Origin of the sequence: Microlunatus parietis (assembly GCF_013407955.1) — a bacterium.
Taxonomy (GTDB): Bacteria; Actinomycetota; Actinomycetes; order Propionibacteriales; family Propionibacteriaceae; genus Microlunatus; species Microlunatus parietis.
In genome coordinates this window covers 4681226-4696688 of record NZ_JACCBU010000001.1, presented here as the reverse complement: position 1 = coordinate 4696688, position 15463 = coordinate 4681226, and the positions used below count along the sequence as shown (strand labels likewise).

Below are 15463 nucleotides of genomic sequence, written 5' to 3'. Positions count from 1 at the left end.
GATGCGCCGCCGCCCGGTCGGTGGCGGACCGCGAGCACCTAAACTGACCGCGTGAGTGCGCAGGCAGGCTGGTATCCGGATCCGGGCGGCGGTCAGGGACTCTACCGCTATTGGGACGGACGGGCCTGGTCCGCCGCGACCACGCCGAACCCGAACGCCGCCCCGCCCTCGACGACGGCCGCCGGCACGACCGGGCAACCGACGCAGCCCACCCAGCCGCTCGGCGGCCAGCAGTCCCAGCAGCCGCACGGGCAGCAGGGGTACGGGCAGCAGGGTGCCTACGCGACCTACCAGCAGACGGAGCAGAAGAAGTCTCCGATCGGCTGGTGGATCGGCGCCGGCGCCCTGGTGCTGGTGCTGGTCCTCGTCGGCGTGCTGGTGATCTCGCGGCTGGCCGGCGGCGGCGACGGGAATTCCGCCAACCCGCAGGGTCAGACCAGCCAGGACCTGTGCCCGACGAACGACCCGTCCAACATCCCGTCCGAGCCGGAGCAGCAGGGCGACGGCCGGGTCCATGGCGGCCCGCTGTCGTACCCGATGTTGCCGCCGCCGTGGAGCTCGCCGCAGCCGGACAACCGGGTCCCGTTCGGGACCGACGTCGCCGTGCAGCAGGTGACCATCGAGCCCAGCTACCAGCCGGGCCAGAGCTGGGTCGCGTCCGTGCTGATCGGCAAGCTCAACGCCGGCGACGGGTTCTACACCCCCCAGCAGGGCTCGGAGATCGTCGTCAAGTGCATCCTCGGCGCCTTCTACGGGGACAACCCGGTGCAGAGCGACGTCAAGGTCAACAAGGCGACCGAGATCGACGGGCACGAGGCCTGGCTGGTCGAGTCGCAGCTCCACTTCGACATCAAGGGCCTGCAGGCCAAGGGCGAACTGCTGATCGTCGCGATCGTCGCCACCGGCGCCGAGGACGGCTCGGCCGGCCTCTACTACGCCTCGATCCCGGACAACGCGCCGGAGCTGGTCCAGCCCGCCCGGGACGCCCTGAAGCAACTCAAGGTCAACTGACCGCGCCACCCCGATGACCGCGACGCCGGGCTGGTACCCGGATCCGGCCGGGACCCCGAACCGCTTCCGCTACTGGGACGGCACCCGCTGGTCCGACGACACGGCCGGCTCCCCCGGAGACCCGCCGACCCGCCGTCGTGCCCCACTCCTGATGATCATCGGCGCCGTGGCCGCCGGATTGGTGTTGATCATCGTCGCCGTCCTGGTGATCAGATCCGGGACCGGCGGCGCGCTCGGCACCGGCGGGCCCGCGGAACAGCCGACCGGGACACCGAGCGTCGACTGCCCGCCGGCCGACTCGGCCCCACCGACGGCCGAACCGCGGGTCGGCGCCGACGGGCGGGTCCGCGGTGGGCCGCTGTCGTACCCGGCGCTCGGCCGGCCCTGGACGGGCCCGACGACGGAGGACCGGGTCCCGTTCGGCCGGGACCTGGTCGGCCAGTGGGTCACCGCGGACCGGAACACCAGGACCGGCCACATCTGGGCCTCGATGGTGCTGGTCGGCGAACTGAACTCCGGCGACGGGTTCCTCGGACCGGAACGGGCGGCACTGCTGATGGCGGAGTGCATCACCGGCACCCTGTACGGCGACGACCGGATCGACACCACGATCAAGATCAGCAAGCCGACGAAGGTCGACGGGCACGACGCCTGGCTGCTCGAGGCCCGGCTGGCGTACGACATCGCCGGGCTGAAGACCAAGGGCGAGACCATGATCATCGTGATCGTCGACGCGGGCAGCAGCACCGGGCTGTTCTACGCGGGCCTGCCCGACTCCGGGCCGCAGTACGTCGAGCCCGCCCGCAAGGTGCTGAGCCAACTCAAGATCGGATCCTGATCCGGAACGAATCCTTGACATGGAATGACCGGCTGGCCCTACCCACAGAGGCCCCGCCGGCCCTTCCACCACCCCTTCACCACCCTCCCCGCTCCAACCGACCGGTCACTTCCGCAGCGACACGCCACCAAAACCGCTGCTTTGGTGACTGGTCGGCGGGGTCAGGGGGCGCAGGAGGCGAGGCCCAGGTGGGACTTGACTTGGACGACGCGGGTGGCGGACTCGGTGATCCGGCGTTCGAAGTCCGGGTCGTCCTCGATCTCGTCTGCCACGGCCTCGGCCATGTGCTCGGCCTCGCTCGGGTCGCCGATGATCATCAGGTCGCCGCCGGCCTGGAGGAACCGGACGGCGCGCTTCTCCGGAGTCAGGTCGGAGACGGCCTCGGCGGCCAGGTCGTCGGAGATCACGACGCCGTCGAAGCCAAGATCACCGCGCACGATGTCGGTGATGATCTTCTTCGAGAACACGGCCTGGTGATCGGGATCGATCTTGTCGTAGTACGCGTTCGCGATCATGATCATGTTCGCACCGGCGTCGAGGCCGGCCCGGAACGGCGCGAAGTCGGGGTCGTCCGGACCGGTCTTGGTGTCGGTCACCTTCGCGGTGAAGTCGGTGTTGCCGCGGACCTTGCCGAGGCCCGGGAAATGCTTCAGCGACGTACCCACGCCGGCCTCGGCCATCCCCTCGACGAACGCCGCCACCTTCTTCCCCACCTTCTCGGGATCCGACCCGTAGCCGCGGTCGAGCCCGGCGATCGGTTCGTTGACGTCCTCGAACTCCTTCGGTACGACATCGGCGACCGGGGCCAGGTTGACGTCGATGCCGGCCTTCTTCAGCTCCTCGCCCCACTGCTCGGCGTTCTTGCGCAGCTCGGCGTCCGACTGGTCGGCCTGCTCCTCGGCGGACGGGATGTCGTCGAAGCCGTTGCCGGCGAGCCGCTGGACCTGGCCGCCCTCCTGGTCCGCGGCCAGCAGCACGCCGACTCCGGGCGGTGCCTTGATCGCCTGCCGGGCATCGGTGGTCACCGCCTCCACGGCCTTCCGGCCCGCCTCGGTGTTGCCGAGCAGCAGCACCGAGCCCGCGTGGACGTCGTCCAGGGTCTCCCCCGTGGACGACGCCAACCCGCTCGAGTCGATCGCCACCATGAGCAGCTGACCGATCTGTTCGTCCAGGTCCATCCCGCCGACCAGCGCGGAACATTGGGCGACGCTGGGCGTCGGGGTGCCGGAGGGTTCCGGACTGGCCGACGCGGTCGCCGGAACGGACGGGGACTCGGTCGCCGGCGAGGAGCCGGAGGGCGTCGAGGTTCCCGACGGCACAGTTGACCCACAGCCCGCAATCAATCCGAAGAGCGCCGCCGCGGCCAGCCCGGCCGCCGCCCTCCGGTTCCTGAGAATCTTCACGAAGCCCACCCTACGGAGCACGGTGAACTCCGGCCGGCCCGCCGCGCAGGCCGAGTTCACCCCGCCGTCGTTTCACAGTGCGGGCGGGCCCACGACCGGCGGGGACCGCTCCAAATACGATCGACTGCGACGGGCACCACCGTGCCCGTACCCCCTTGATTTCGTGAGACCTGGAGGAACCCATGTCGAGCATCAGCAGCGTCGGGCCGCGCACCCTGGCCGACACCCTTCCCGGCGGACTGGTCCGCAACATCGCCCTGGTCCTCGGCTCCGCCGGCTTCGTCGGCCTGGCCGCCCAGGTGAAGATCTTCCTGCCGTTCACCCCGGTGCCGCTGACGTTGACGACGTTCGCTGTCCTGCTCTCCGCCGCAGTCCTGGGCGGCAACCGGGCGGCCCTGTCGCTCGGCCTCTACCTCGTCCTCGGCGTCGCCGGGGTGCCCTGGTTCTCCGGGCAGGCCAGCGGCTGGGCGTTCGCCTCCTTCGGCTACATCGTCGGCTATCTGCTCGCCGCCTACCTGGTCGGCCGGCTGGCCGAGCGCGGCGCCGACCGTACGCCGCTGAAGACGGCCGGGCTGATGGCGCTCGGCAACCTGGCCATCTACGCGGCCGGCGTGCCGTGGCTGATGGCCTTCCTCGGCGTCGATCTCGGCAAGGCGCTGATGCTGGGCGTGCTGCCCTTCCTGATCGGCGACGCGATCAAGCTCGTGCTGGCGGCGGGTCTGCTGCCGGGCACCTGGGCGCTGGTCCGGCGGTCCGGTCGCGACTGACCTTCCGTATCGCGGCAGCCGACTTCACAGGTACGGAGTTCGGGCCCGGTTCGCTGGTGATGATCGTCACGCACCGCGGGTCCCCCTGCAAGCATGAGGACACGACCGAAGTAGGATTGAACTTCGGTCGCGCGCGGGCACGATCGACCCGAGCACGTTCATAGGCGTGCCAGGAACCTGGTTCGAGAGGATGTTGCGTGGCGTGACGGCGCAGAGCTACCTCACCAGCACCGGTACCCCCTGCCTTTCGCTGACCCAGTTTCGGGTCCGCCGGGTGTTGGAGTCGCTGCCGGGTGCGATGGTGTGGCTGACCCTTGCGGCACCTTTCCTGCTCGTGTCGCAGGTGCCGCACATCGCCCACTGGCTGCTTCCGCTGTACGTCGTCTACTGGATGATCCAGTACGCCAACCTCGCGGTCCGGCAGGTCTGGGAGTTCGTCCGGATGCGGCTGCGCAGCCGCGCCGACTGGCTCGTCCAGGCCCGCGCCAACCACGGCGAGGACCTCGATCAGGTGCACCACCTGGTCGTCTTCCCGACCTACAGCGAGTCGCCGGAGATCCTGCGCCAGTCGCTCGGCGCCATCGAGGACGCCAACTACGACCCGCAGTCGATCAGCGTCTGCGTCACGTTCGAGGAGCGGTCTCCCGTCTGGACGCCGGAGGCGATCGCCGAGCTGGAGGCCCGGTTCCGGGGCTCGTTCGCCCGGTTCCTGACCACCCGGCACCCGGACGGGCTGCCGGGCGAGGAGCGGGTGAAGGGCGCCAACCTCACCTGGGGCGCGCAGTACGCCCGCAAGATCCTGCACGAGCAGGGCTACACCGACGACCAGGTGATCGTGTCCGCGTTCGACGCCGACACCCGGGCCAGCCGCGACTACTTTGCCGCGCTCGCCGACACCCACCTGAGCAACCCGAACCGCGACTACGACGCGTACCAGCCGATCCTGCTGTTCCACAACAACGTCTGGGACGTGCCGGCCGCGTCGCGGATCGTCGGCTCGATCGCGACCTTCTGGACGATGGTCGACTCGACCCAGCCGCACCGGATGAAGATCTTCTCCTCGCACGCGATGGGGATGACCGCGCTGGTCAACGTCGGCTACTGGTGCAAGACCGTGATCCCGGACGACTCCCGGCAGTACTGGCGGATGTTCTTCGCGTTCGACGGGCGTACCGTGGTCCGGCCGCTGCACACACCGGTCTACCTGGACGCGGTGCAGGCGGAGTCGTACCAGAAGTCGCTGAAGGAGCAGTATCTGCAGCTGCGGCGCTGGTCGTACGGGGTGATCGACTTCACCTACATCGCCGAGCAGAGCCTCAACTCGCCCAAGATCAGCTTCTGGACCAAGGCGGTCCAGCTGAGCCGGCAGTACCTGCAGTTCCAGTTCTGGGCCACCGCGCCGATCATCTTGTTGATCATCCCGCGGCTGGTCGGCGAGTTGCGCCCGCTGCCGTTCGATCTGCTGGCCGGTTTCATCAGCCCGCTGGTGGCGGCGATCTCGAACGTGATGTCCACGATCGTGCTGCCGATCGGCCTGACCGTCTCGGTCGCCGTCGCGACGCTGCTGCTGCCGAAGCGCCCTGAGCACAAGCCCTGGTGGTGGTCGCTCAAGGTGATCGTCGAGTGGCTGCTGATGCCGGTGATCGTGCCGCTGTTCATCTGCTTCCCGGCGATCGACGCGCAGACCCGGTTGATCTTCCGCCGCTACCTGGGCTTCCGGGTGACGGTCAAGGAGCGCACGTCGGTCCCGGCCGGCACCGAACTCGCCTGACCCTCGCTTCCTCGGGTCTTGACGCCGAGGTGCGACCGGGGCGACAGTCTCGGTAGGAAGTTTTCGCACCGGCGCGAGGATGTGGGCAAATGTTGCGTACCCGGGGTCTGCTGCTGTCGTTGATCATGGTGCTGGTCGCACTGCTGGCGCCGTGGCCGGCCGCGGCCGTGATGGGCGAACCGGCCGACATCACCTTGCAGCGTTGGGATTCCCGCCGCGATTTCGTACGAGGAGCGGCGGACAACCTGCGCTTCGACCGGGACGGGGCGCTCGTGGTCCGTGCCGGTACGAAGACGGCCGCCTACACGGACCCGTTCGGTGACGGCACGCCCCGCCACTACGACGTCGGCAGCTGGACGTCGCCGGTCGTCGAACTCGGCTACGCCGGCGACGAGGCGGTGGCGTCCTGGAACGCGCGGACGCCGACCGGCACGTTCGTCGAGACCACGTTCCGCGGCCGCAAGCTCGACGGCTCCTGGACGAAGTGGTACGTGCTCGGCCGCTGGGCCTCCGGCAACGACTTCGCCCGCGGCGACATCCACCGCACCTCGCTGAACGGCCAGAACGACCAGGACGCGGCGATCTACACCGATACGTTCTCGGTCCGCACCGGCAAGGAGATCGGCGCCTACCAGGTGCGGGCGACCTTGTTCCGGCCGCGCGGGTCGCAGGCGACACCGAGACTCGGCGCCCTGACCGTGATGAGCAACGAATACATCGGCGCCTACGACCGGCCGACCAGCGCGTTCACGCTGGGCCGGCAGGTGGAGCTGGCGGTGCCGCGCTTCTCGCAGAACATCCACCGCGGCGAGTATCCCGAGTTCGGCGGCGGCGGCCAGGTCTGGTGCTCACCGACGTCGACCTCGATGGTGCAGTACTCGTTCGGTGCTGATCATGAGGTGCCGGCGGCGGAGCTGGCCGGGATCGTCGCGCCGAACGGTGATCCGCAGGTCCCGTACGCGGCGATCAACACCTGGGACTACACGTACGAGGGGGCGGGCAACTGGCCGTTCAACGCGGCCTACGCGCACCGGTTCGGGTTGGACACGTTCGTCACCCGGCTGCGCTCGCTGGCCGAGGCGGAACGCTTCATCGCGGCCGGAATCCCGGTGATCACGTCGTTGAGCTGGGACCTCGAGGAGATGCCCGAGGCCGGCTACGAGACGAACGGCCACCTGATGGTGATCATCGGCTTCACCGCCGACGGCGATCCGATCTTGAACGACCCAGCCTCGAGCAGCAACGACGCGGTCCGCAACGTCTACACCAGGGAGAACTTCGAGCGGGTCTGGCAGGACTCCACCGACGGGATCGTCTACATCTACCACCCGGCCGACGTGGCTCTGCCCACTCCGGTGGAGGGCGTCACACCGAACTGGTGAGTAGAAGACCGCGCCCTGAGCCTGTCGAAGGGCCAAGCCGCATCGAGCCTTGCCCTTCCGCCTTGCTCAGGGAACGTTGTGGCCGACCGGGATCGGCTCGCGGCAGCTCTGCCGGACGGCGGCGATCAGAGCTTCGGACTTGAGCAGGGCCTCGGCGTACTCGTCGTCCGGGTCGGACAACGTGATCACGCCGCCGCCGACGCCGACGCTCAACTCCTCGGCATCGCGGGAGACGAGGGTGCGGATGATCACGCTCAGGTCGGCGGTTCCCGAGTAGCTGAAGTAGCCGAGCACACCGGAGTAGATGCCGCGCGGGCCGCGTTCCACCTCGTCGATGATCTCGCAGGTACGGTGTTTCGGCGCTCCGGTCATCGAACCGGGAGGCAGGGCAGCCCGGACGCAGTCGACGGCGTCCAGCCCGGGCTCAAGGTCTCCCTCGACGGTGCTCACCAGCTGGTGCACCGACGGGTGCGATTCCACGAGCATCAGTTCCGGGACCCGGACCGAGCCGAGCCGGCAGCTGAGCCCGAGGTCGTGCCGGAGCAGGTCGGCGATCATGAGATTCTCGGCCCGGGTCTTCGTCTCGGTCCGCAGCCGCTCCGCCGCGGCAGCGTCCCGGAGCGGGTCGGCATCGCGCGGCGCGGTCCCCTTGATCGGCCGCGCCTGCACCCGGCCACGATCATCGATCTCCAGGAACCGCTCCGGCGACGAGCTGAGCACGGTCGCCGACGGCAGTTCCAGATAGGCCGCGTGCGGCGCCGGGTTGAGCCGGCGCAGGTGCCGGTACAGCTCGGCCCGGTCGCCCCGATACGCCAGCCGGCGCTGGAACGTCAGGTTCACCTCGTAGCTGTCGCCGCTGTGCAGATACTCCTGCACGCGGCGGTACGCGGAGCGATACCACTCCTGGTCCGGCTCGTTGAGCACGCCTAACCGGCCGTCCCGTCGCGGCTCGCCCGCGGGCCCGGTGCTCAAGATCATCGACTCGGCCCGGTCCAGCCAGGCGGGCGCGCCGACCGCGGCCGCGTAACAGCGCCGCTCGGCATGATCGAAGACGAAGAACCGGTCCAGCCGACCGAACTCCGCCTCCCCACCGCGGCCCGGTTCCGGGTAGCCGAGGTAGCCCACATAGCCGCCCTGGAAGGGAAACGGCGCGGCGGACTCACCCTGGGAGCGGTTCAGTCGGTCGGCCAGCTCGGTGAGCACGTCCTCGGTCGACGGGTCGTCGTAGCGGCCGGTCAGCACCTCGTCCGGAGCGCCGAGATAGGAGAACCTGGACCGCGGGCCGACCCGGGCGGCGTCGAGCCAGCAGACCGGGCCTCGGCCGGCGTAGTGGGCAACGAAGACGTCCTCCGGATCGCGCCAGGGCAGCTCGCGGTATTCGATCCTCGTTCGTTCCCTGAGCTTGTCGAAGCGTCGTCCTGAGCCTGTCGAAGGGGGCCGAGGGGATGCAACCTGGCTTGGCCCTTCGACAGGCTCAGGGCACGGTAGGCCGAGGAAGTTGATCATGAGGTCGCGGCCGTGCTCGGCGGCGACGGACTCGGGGTGGAACTGGACGCCGTGCAGGTCCCGGCTGCGGTGCCGCAGTCCCATGATCACGTCGTCGTCCCTCGCCCGGGCGGTGAGCTCCAGCTCGGCGGGCGGGTCGACGACGGCGAGCGAGTGGTAACGAACGGCCCGGAAGTCCTGCGGCAGCCCGGCGAGTACGCCACGTCCGTCGTGCCGGATCCGGCTGATCAGTCCGTGGTGCGGCCGGACCTTGATCACGGAGGCCCCGAAGAGCAGCCCGAGCAGCTGGTGGCCGAGGCAGACGCCGAGCACCGGCCGGTCGGTGTCCATGATCAACTCGGCGAGCCGCCCGACCCGCCGCGGATCGGCGGGGTGCCCGGGCCCGGGCGAGATCACCAGGTGCGAGTAGCGGCGCGGATCGACGCGCTGATCATGGTCGACGACGTGCGGCGGCCGCCCGGTCAGCTCGCCGATCAGGTGATACAGGTTGTAGGTGTAGGAGTCGTCGTTGTCGATCAGCAACACCCGGGGCCCGGACACGGGAGTCGTCTACTGCCGGTTTCGCAGCGGGAGCGCGAGCAGCGCGTTCTCGACCAGTTCGGCCATGGCTGGATGGATCCAGTACTGGCCGCGGGCCATCCGGTGGGCCGGCAGTCCGAAGCTCATCGCCTGGATCAGCGGCTGGATCAGCGACGACGCCTGCGGACCGATCAGGTGCGCGCCGAGCAACAGCCCGGTGTCCGGGTCGGCGAGCAGCTTGGCGAAGTGGTCGGTGTCCTCCATCGCCCAGCCGTAGGCGATCGAGGCGTACTCCTGAATCGCCGTCACATAAGGGATTCCGCGCTCCTCGGCCTGCTGCTCGGTGAGCCCGACCGAGGCCACCTGCGGCTCGGCGAACACGGCATGCGGAACGTACCGGTGGTCGGCGGTGATCATCGCGTCGGGATGCAGCAGGTTGTGCTGCACCACCCTGGCCTCGTGGTTGGCCACATGCTTGAGCTGGTAGGGGGAGCAGACGTCACCCAGCGCGAAGACTCCCTTGGCCGTGGTCTGCTGATGATCATCGACGATCACGTACCCGTCCTGGTCGACCTCGACCCCGGCCGCCGACAGGTTGAGCGTGTCGCCGTTGGGGACGCGCCCGGTCGCGACCAGCAGCACGTCGGCCTCGAACCGGTGCTCCGCCCCGGCGGCGTCGGCGGCGATCACCGCCACCCGGTCGCCCGCGAGCGGCTCGACCCGCCGGACGGCGTGCCGCAGCCGAAGGTCCACCTTGCGGGCGGTCAACTCGGTGAACCTCCGGGACACGTCGCGATCCTCCTGCCGCAGCAGGGCTTCCGACCGCTGCAGGATCGTCACCTGCGTCCCGTACGCACCGAAGATGTGGGCGAACTCGGCGGCCACGAAGCCGCCACCGACGATGATCATGGAAGCGGGCTGCCGGTCCAGGCGCATCACGGTGTCCGATGTGTGCACGGTGACCTGATCGAGACCGGGCACGTCGGGCAGGGTGGCCCGGCTGCCGGCGGCGATCACGTACTTCTCCGCGGTGATCACCTCGCCGGTCCCGGTGTCCAGCGTCCGTGGGCCGACGAAGTGGGCCGGCGCACGGAACAGGGTGACGTTGTCGCTGTCCTCGCGGTACTTCGCGCCGCCGGCGGAGATCGCGTCGATCCGGCCGAAGATCCGGTCCCGGATGTCGGCCCAGCGGACTCCGTCGAGATCCAGGTCGACGCCGAGCCGACGGGCCTGCGCGGGCGAAGCGGCGAGGTCGGCCGGGTAGACGAACATCTTGGTCGGGATGCAGCCCACGTTGAGGCAGGTGCCGCCGTAGACCGGGTTCTTCTCGATCATCGCGACGCGCTGGCCCGCGAAGCGGTCGTCGGGAATGGAGTTCCCGGACCCGCTGCCGATGATGCACAGATCGAAGTGATGCACGACCCCTATCCTGCCCTCTGCCCGAGATAGTGCCGCCGGGTGTCCGGATCGAGCCGTTCGATGGCGTACCGCAGGGCCGTGCGCGGCATCCGGCCGGCCCACCGGTCCAGGAACGCCAGCAGTTCCGCCTCGTCGACCCGCTTGCCGGCCTCCCGCATCATCCAGCCGACCGCCTTGTGGATCAGGTCATGGTTGTCGTCGAGCAGCAGCTCGGCGATCCGGTACGTGTCCGCCGTCACTCCGGCCCGGATCAACTGATGCGTCGCCACCATGGCGATCCGACGGTCCCAGAGCAGCGCCGACCGGGCCAACCGGTCCAGCAGAGCATGATCACCGTCCGGATCCAGGATCCGCCCGCCGACGATCGGGCCCGCGCTGGCATCGACCAGGTCCCAGTTGTTCACGCGGTCCGTGTTGGCCAGGTAGAGCTCGGCGATCGCGGCCCGTTCGGCCGTCTCGCCGCGCTCGGCCCGTTCGGACCAGATCACCAGGCAGGCCAGCCGGTGCTCGTGCACCGGGCTGTGCAGCAGCGGCAGCCAGTCGGCCGGGTCGACCGGAGTGCGGGTGTACGGACGGGCCAGCACCCGGAGCCGACTCAGCTTCAGGCCGACGAACACGTCGCCCTCGCCGTACCCACCGGGCCGCACCTGGAAGAAGCGGGCCAGGGTCGCGGCGACCTCCGGATCCGCCTCGGCGGCGATGCTCTCGACCAACGGCTGCACCACGGCGGCCATCCTAGGCTTTCACCGCGGCCGAGATCGTCACACATCCTGAGATGCCGATATTCCCTAGTATCTCACCCTGCATTATGGGTCCATGAACACTCCGGAACCGCCTCGCCTCGACCTCGCCTCCATCGCCCTGCGGCTCGCGGCCCAGGCCAGGCTCTGGCAACCGCAGGTCAGGTACACGCCCGCAAGCCGGCACTACGCCCGACTGGTCGCGGCCGCCGACTACGAGGCCTGGCTGCTCACCTGGCTGCCCGGTCAGGGCACCGACTGGCATGATCACGGCGGTTCGGCCGGCGCCTTCGTCACGGTGCGCGGAACGCTGACCGAACGGCACGCCTGGCTGGACGACTCCGGGACGCCGACGATCCTGCCGGAGGAGCGGCGGCTGTCGGCCGGATCGCTGCGCTCGTTCGGGTCCCGGCACGTGCACCGGGTGACCAACGACGACCTGGAACCGGCGGTCAGTGTGCACGTGTACGCGCCGGCCCTGGTCGCCATGACCACCTACCGGCCCGACGGGGATCGCCTGATCGCGACCTCCTCCCAGCTCGCCGGACAGAACTGGTGACCGCGAGCCGTCGGCGCAGCATCGACGAGGTGCTCGCCGAAGCCCGCTCCAGGCTGGACCGGGTCACACCGGTGCAGGCCGACCGGGCCGCGGCCGAGGGAGCCGTCCTGGTGGACATCCGTCCTGAGGCCCAGCGCAGGGAGGAGGGCAGCTGGCCGGGCGCGTTGATCATCGAGCGCAACGTTCTCGAGTGGCGCTTTGACCCCGCCGGCGACGCCCGGCTGCCGATCGCCTCGTACGACCTCAGGGTGATCATCTTCTGCTCCGAGGGCTACACCTCGTCCCTCGCCGCAGCCGCGCTGCAGGACCTCGGGATCACGCGGGCGACCGATGTGATCGGCGGCTTCAAGGCCCGTCAGGGGAACCGGTAGAGCCGACGCGCGTTGTCCACCCGCACAGCCCGGGCTTCGGCTTCCGTACACCGGCCCAAGATCAGGTTCACGGCGTCGACGTAGTCGGGATAGGCGGGGTCCCCGCGACGCAGTTCGGGGGAGCGAAGTGGAGGAGAACTGCGTCGTGGGGTGCGTTGAAGCCCACAGACGGCCCAACGGCCAGTTGCTTCCAGTGCTCGAAGTACTCGGGGCTCGCCGTCTCCCGCGGACGGGTCCTCCCGGGCCAGATCGCGGGCCTTGATCATGTTCTGCCAGGCGCAGTCGAGGTCGAGCAGCAGTCCCCGGGCGGCGATCCGTGCCACGCCGCGACGATCAGCAGCGGGATCGGCCCGGTGCCGGCCAGCTCGGTCAACCATTCGGTCTCCAGCACCGGATCGGGCGTGCCCACGGCCGCCTGGACATGGACCGCGGCGACCGTACCGGCGAACCGGGACTCGGCGTGCAGCGCCTCGAGGTCGTACCGGATCGACTTCATCGGGTCGATCGCGCCCAGGATCGGATGGATCGCGTCCGGCCCGAGCTTAGTCGTAGCTCACCTTCGGATTGCGCAGGTCCCAGAAGTGCACGTGGGTGTCGATCCAGTCGGGCCGGAGCGGCATCCCGGGGACATCGGTCATGATCAACTCCTGGTGGTCGGCGACATGATCGACGGCGGGCTCCGATCCTAGCGACCGCCCGGTGGGCGGGACGCCGAGGCACCGCCGGGAGACAGCAAACCTAGAATGTCGGGCACCATCGCCGAGAGGATGATCGTGGCCGCCGACCTGCCCGCGAAGCCGACCCCCGCCACCCGCCTTGCCGATCTGCTGCCGCCCGACAAGGTCACCGCAGCCCTGGCCGACCCGCCGCCACGACTGGCTCCGGCCGCCGAAGATCATGATCGCTGGGCCCAGGTCTCGGTGGCCGATCGGGCCGAGATCCTTGCCACCGCTGAGGAGTTGGCGGACCGGCCGTGGCCGATCCTGCTGGCCAGCGAGTACGCCCGGTTCCACCAGGAGGGCAACCGGGTGGGCTACGAGGAGCCGTACTTCGAGCGCCGGACCCGGCTCACCGCCGTCACCCTCGCTGCCGCGCTGACCGGCGATCCGCGCTGGCTGACCGAGGCCGTCGACGGGATCAGCCTGATCTGTGACGAGCTCGCCTGGACCGTTCCCGCGCATTCCTGGAAGAACCGGGAACGGGACAGTGCCGTGCCGTCACCGGACGACTGTGATCTTGATCTGTTCGCGGCCGAGACCGGCTCCGTACTGGCCTGGACCGACCACGTGCTCGGCGCCGCCCTGGACGGGTATGCGTCGACGATCCGGCCGCGGCTGCGGGCCGAGGTGAACCGGCGGGTGCTGGAGCCGTACCGGACCCGGCGCGACTGGCACTGGCTGACCACGTCGATCAACAACTGGAATCCGTGGATCCACTCCAACGTGCTGGCCTGCGCCTTCCTGCTCGACCTCGCCCCCGAGACCCGCGCCGAGATCGTCAACCTGACGGTCGACGGCCTGGATCTCTTCCTGGACACGTATCCCGTGGATGGTGGCTGCGACGAGGGCGCCTCGTACTGGGGCCGGGCCGGCGGCTCGCTGGGCGACTGCCTGGCCCTGCTGCACGACGCGACCGGCGGCCGGCTGAACGGGTTCACACATCCCAAGGTGGCGCCGATCGCGCGTTATTTCCCGGCGGTGCACATCGCCGACGACTGGTACGTCAACTTCGCCGACGGACCGGCCCGACTGCAGGAGCGGACCCTGGCCGCGCCGGTGCACCGGCTCGGCGTGCACACCGGCGACGACCTGGTGCTGCGGCATGCCGCGATGATCAACACCCGGGGTGGCCGGCTGATCGGGCGGCTGGCCTCGTTCGGCCGGGTGCTCCAGGTGATCTTCACACCGGAACTGCGGGAGACCGGGCCCGACCGTCCGGCCGACGGTGATCATTTCTGGTTCCCGGACACCGAGGTGATCACGGCCCGGCTGGCCGGCCTCACGCTGGCCGCGAAGGGCGGCCACAACGCCGAGTCGCACAACCACAACGACGTCGGCAACGTCGTGGTCGCGGTCGACGGGGTACCGCGGGTGGTGGACCTCGGCGTCGGGACGTACACCCGGCAGACGTTCAGCCCGGGCCGCTACCAGATCTTCACCATGCAGAGCGAGTTCCACAATCTGCCGGTGATCAACGGGTACGGGCAGCTGCCCGGTCGTGATCACCGCAGTCGCGGGATGACCGCGGACGTGACGGCCGACCGGGTGCAGGCCTCGCTCGACCTGGCCGACGCCTACCCCGCCGAGGCCGGCCTCGAGTCCTGGATCCGGGACACGGCCCTGACCGCCGAGGGCGCGGTGATCACCGACCGCTGGAAGCTCGACGTGGCGCCGACGTCGCTGGTCTGGCACCTGATCGTCAACGGCACCGCGACCGTCGAGCCCGGTGCGGTGCGGGTGGCCGGCGACGAAGGGCGCGGCGTGATCATCACGCATCCCGCCGCGGCTCCGTGCACCGCCGAGCCCGTACCGCTGCCGGATCCCCGGCTGAGCCAGGTCTGGGGCCCGGAACTCACCCGGCTCACCTTCACCGGGTCGCCGGACCTGCTGCAGCCGACCGGCGAGTTGATCTTGACCGTCAGCCCCGGGTAAGCCACAACGCTCAGCGGACGCTGACGCCGACGCCGCCCCGGGTGTCCCGCCCGTAGCGCTCGATCTCGGCCGGGAGATTGAGCGGGGCGACGGTCATCTGCTCGTCGCCGGTCAGCCGGTCCGCCGGCACCAGCCAGACGATCTCGAACTCCAGGCCGTCGGGATCCTTGCCGTACAAGGATTTCGTGGTCCCATGATCGGACGTGCCGACCAGCGCCCTGGCGTCGGCGAGCCGCTCCCGGATCTCTTCCAGCTCGCCCAGGGTGCCGACCTCCCAGGCGAGGTGATAGAGCCCGGCCCCCTGCACCGGCCGAGCACCGCTGCCCTGGAACAGCCCGAGATCATGATCATTGGTCGAGTCGGCGGCGCGCAGGAACGCCGCTCCGGGCAGTTCCGCGACCACGGCGAAGTCCAGCACCCCGGTGTAGAACTCCACCGAGCGAGCCAGCTCGCCGACGTACAGCACAGCGTGATTCAACTGATGGATGCCCATGCCTACTCCCGACGACTAATTTAGTCTTCAACT

At 69.6% G+C, this 15463-nt stretch carries 14 protein-coding genes; 8 read left to right on the top strand and 6 right to left on the bottom strand.

Features of this window, described 5'->3' with window-relative positions:
• Positions 1-51 precede the first annotated feature (51 nt).
• Together BKA15_RS22565 and BKA15_RS22560 are read left to right on the top strand one after the other, a co-directional pair.
• A complete protein-coding gene (locus BKA15_RS22565; RefSeq protein WP_179754569.1) occupies positions 52-1011 on the top strand; it encodes a DUF2510 domain-containing protein in 960 nt (319 codons plus the stop codon).
• A gap of 13 nt (positions 1012-1024) precedes the next feature.
• Complete coding sequence (locus tag BKA15_RS22560) at positions 1025-1849, top strand: DUF2510 domain-containing protein (RefSeq protein WP_179754567.1); 825 nt, start codon at positions 1025-1027, stop codon at positions 1847-1849.
• 161 nt (positions 1850-2010) lie between these two features.
• Here the strand turns inward: BKA15_RS22560 and BKA15_RS22555 are convergent, their stop codons facing one another.
• Positions 2011-3252, bottom strand: a complete 1242-nt coding sequence (locus BKA15_RS22555; RefSeq protein WP_179754565.1) for a glycoside hydrolase family 3 N-terminal domain-containing protein — start codon at positions 3250-3252, stop codon at positions 2011-2013.
• Positions 3253-3434: 182 nt separating this feature from the next.
• On the opposite strand from BKA15_RS22555, the gene BKA15_RS22550 reads away from it, so the two are divergent.
• The 3 genes from BKA15_RS22550 (at position 3435) to BKA15_RS22540 (ending at position 7172) form a co-directional block, all read left to right on the top strand.
• Positions 3435-4019 (top strand): biotin transporter BioY, encoded by a 585-nt coding sequence (locus BKA15_RS22550; RefSeq protein WP_179754563.1) that lies wholly within the window; start codon positions 3435-3437, stop codon positions 4017-4019.
• Positions 4020-4221: 202 nt separating this feature from the next.
• Positions 4222-5790, top strand: coding sequence for a glycosyltransferase family 2 protein (locus BKA15_RS22545; RefSeq protein WP_179754561.1), 1569 nt, complete (start codon positions 4222-4224; stop codon positions 5788-5790).
• 89 nt (positions 5791-5879) lie between these two features.
• Positions 5880-7172: a C39 family peptidase gene (locus BKA15_RS22540; RefSeq protein WP_218871534.1), complete on the top strand. Its 1293-nt coding sequence runs from the start codon at positions 5880-5882 to the stop codon at positions 7170-7172.
• A gap of 66 nt (positions 7173-7238) precedes the next feature.
• Here the strand turns inward: BKA15_RS22540 and BKA15_RS22535 are convergent, their stop codons facing one another.
• From BKA15_RS22535 to BKA15_RS22525, 3 genes are read right to left on the bottom strand one after another with little or no spacing between them, the layout of a single operon-like run.
• Complete coding sequence (locus BKA15_RS22535) at positions 7239-9218, bottom strand: chorismate-binding protein (RefSeq protein ID WP_179754559.1); 1980 nt, start codon at positions 9216-9218, stop codon at positions 7239-7241.
• Between the two features lie 9 nt (positions 9219-9227).
• The gene (locus tag BKA15_RS22530; RefSeq protein ID WP_179754557.1) at positions 9228-10616 is read right to left on the bottom strand and encodes a mycothione reductase; all 1389 of its coding nucleotides are present in this window, start codon (positions 10614-10616) and stop codon (positions 9228-9230) included.
• A gap of 5 nt (positions 10617-10621) precedes the next feature.
• Positions 10622-11350, bottom strand: a complete 729-nt coding sequence (locus BKA15_RS22525) for a DNA alkylation repair protein (RefSeq protein ID WP_179754555.1) — start codon at positions 11348-11350, stop codon at positions 10622-10624.
• An 82-nt stretch (positions 11351-11432) separates the two neighbouring features.
• Between BKA15_RS22525 and BKA15_RS22520 the strand changes: the two genes are divergently transcribed.
• Together BKA15_RS22520 and BKA15_RS22515 are read left to right on the top strand one after the other, a co-directional pair.
• The gene (locus BKA15_RS22520) at positions 11433-11915 is read left to right on the top strand and encodes a cysteine dioxygenase (RefSeq protein WP_179754553.1); all 483 of its coding nucleotides are present in this window, start codon (positions 11433-11435) and stop codon (positions 11913-11915) included.
• The gene (locus BKA15_RS22515) at positions 11912-12286 is read left to right on the top strand and encodes a rhodanese-like domain-containing protein (protein WP_179754551.1); all 375 of its coding nucleotides are present in this window, start codon (positions 11912-11914) and stop codon (positions 12284-12286) included. Before BKA15_RS22520 ends, BKA15_RS22515 begins: the two co-directional genes overlap by 4 nt.
• 262 nt (positions 12287-12548) lie before the next feature.
• Here BKA15_RS22515 and BKA15_RS22510 read toward each other — a convergent pair whose 3' ends face one another.
• Positions 12549-12782, bottom strand: a complete 234-nt coding sequence (locus BKA15_RS22510; protein WP_179754550.1) for a hypothetical protein — start codon at positions 12780-12782, stop codon at positions 12549-12551.
• A 247-nt stretch (positions 12783-13029) separates the two neighbouring features.
• Between BKA15_RS22510 and BKA15_RS22505 the strand changes: the two genes are divergently transcribed.
• The gene (locus BKA15_RS22505; protein ID WP_179754548.1) at positions 13030-14937 is read left to right on the top strand and encodes a heparinase II/III domain-containing protein; all 1908 of its coding nucleotides are present in this window, start codon (positions 13030-13032) and stop codon (positions 14935-14937) included.
• Positions 14938-14947: 10 nt separating this feature from the next.
• Here BKA15_RS22505 and BKA15_RS22500 read toward each other — a convergent pair whose 3' ends face one another.
• Positions 14948-15430: a VOC family protein gene (locus BKA15_RS22500; RefSeq protein WP_179754546.1), complete on the bottom strand. Its 483-nt coding sequence runs from the start codon at positions 15428-15430 to the stop codon at positions 14948-14950.
• Between the last annotated feature and the right edge of the window lie 33 nt (positions 15431-15463).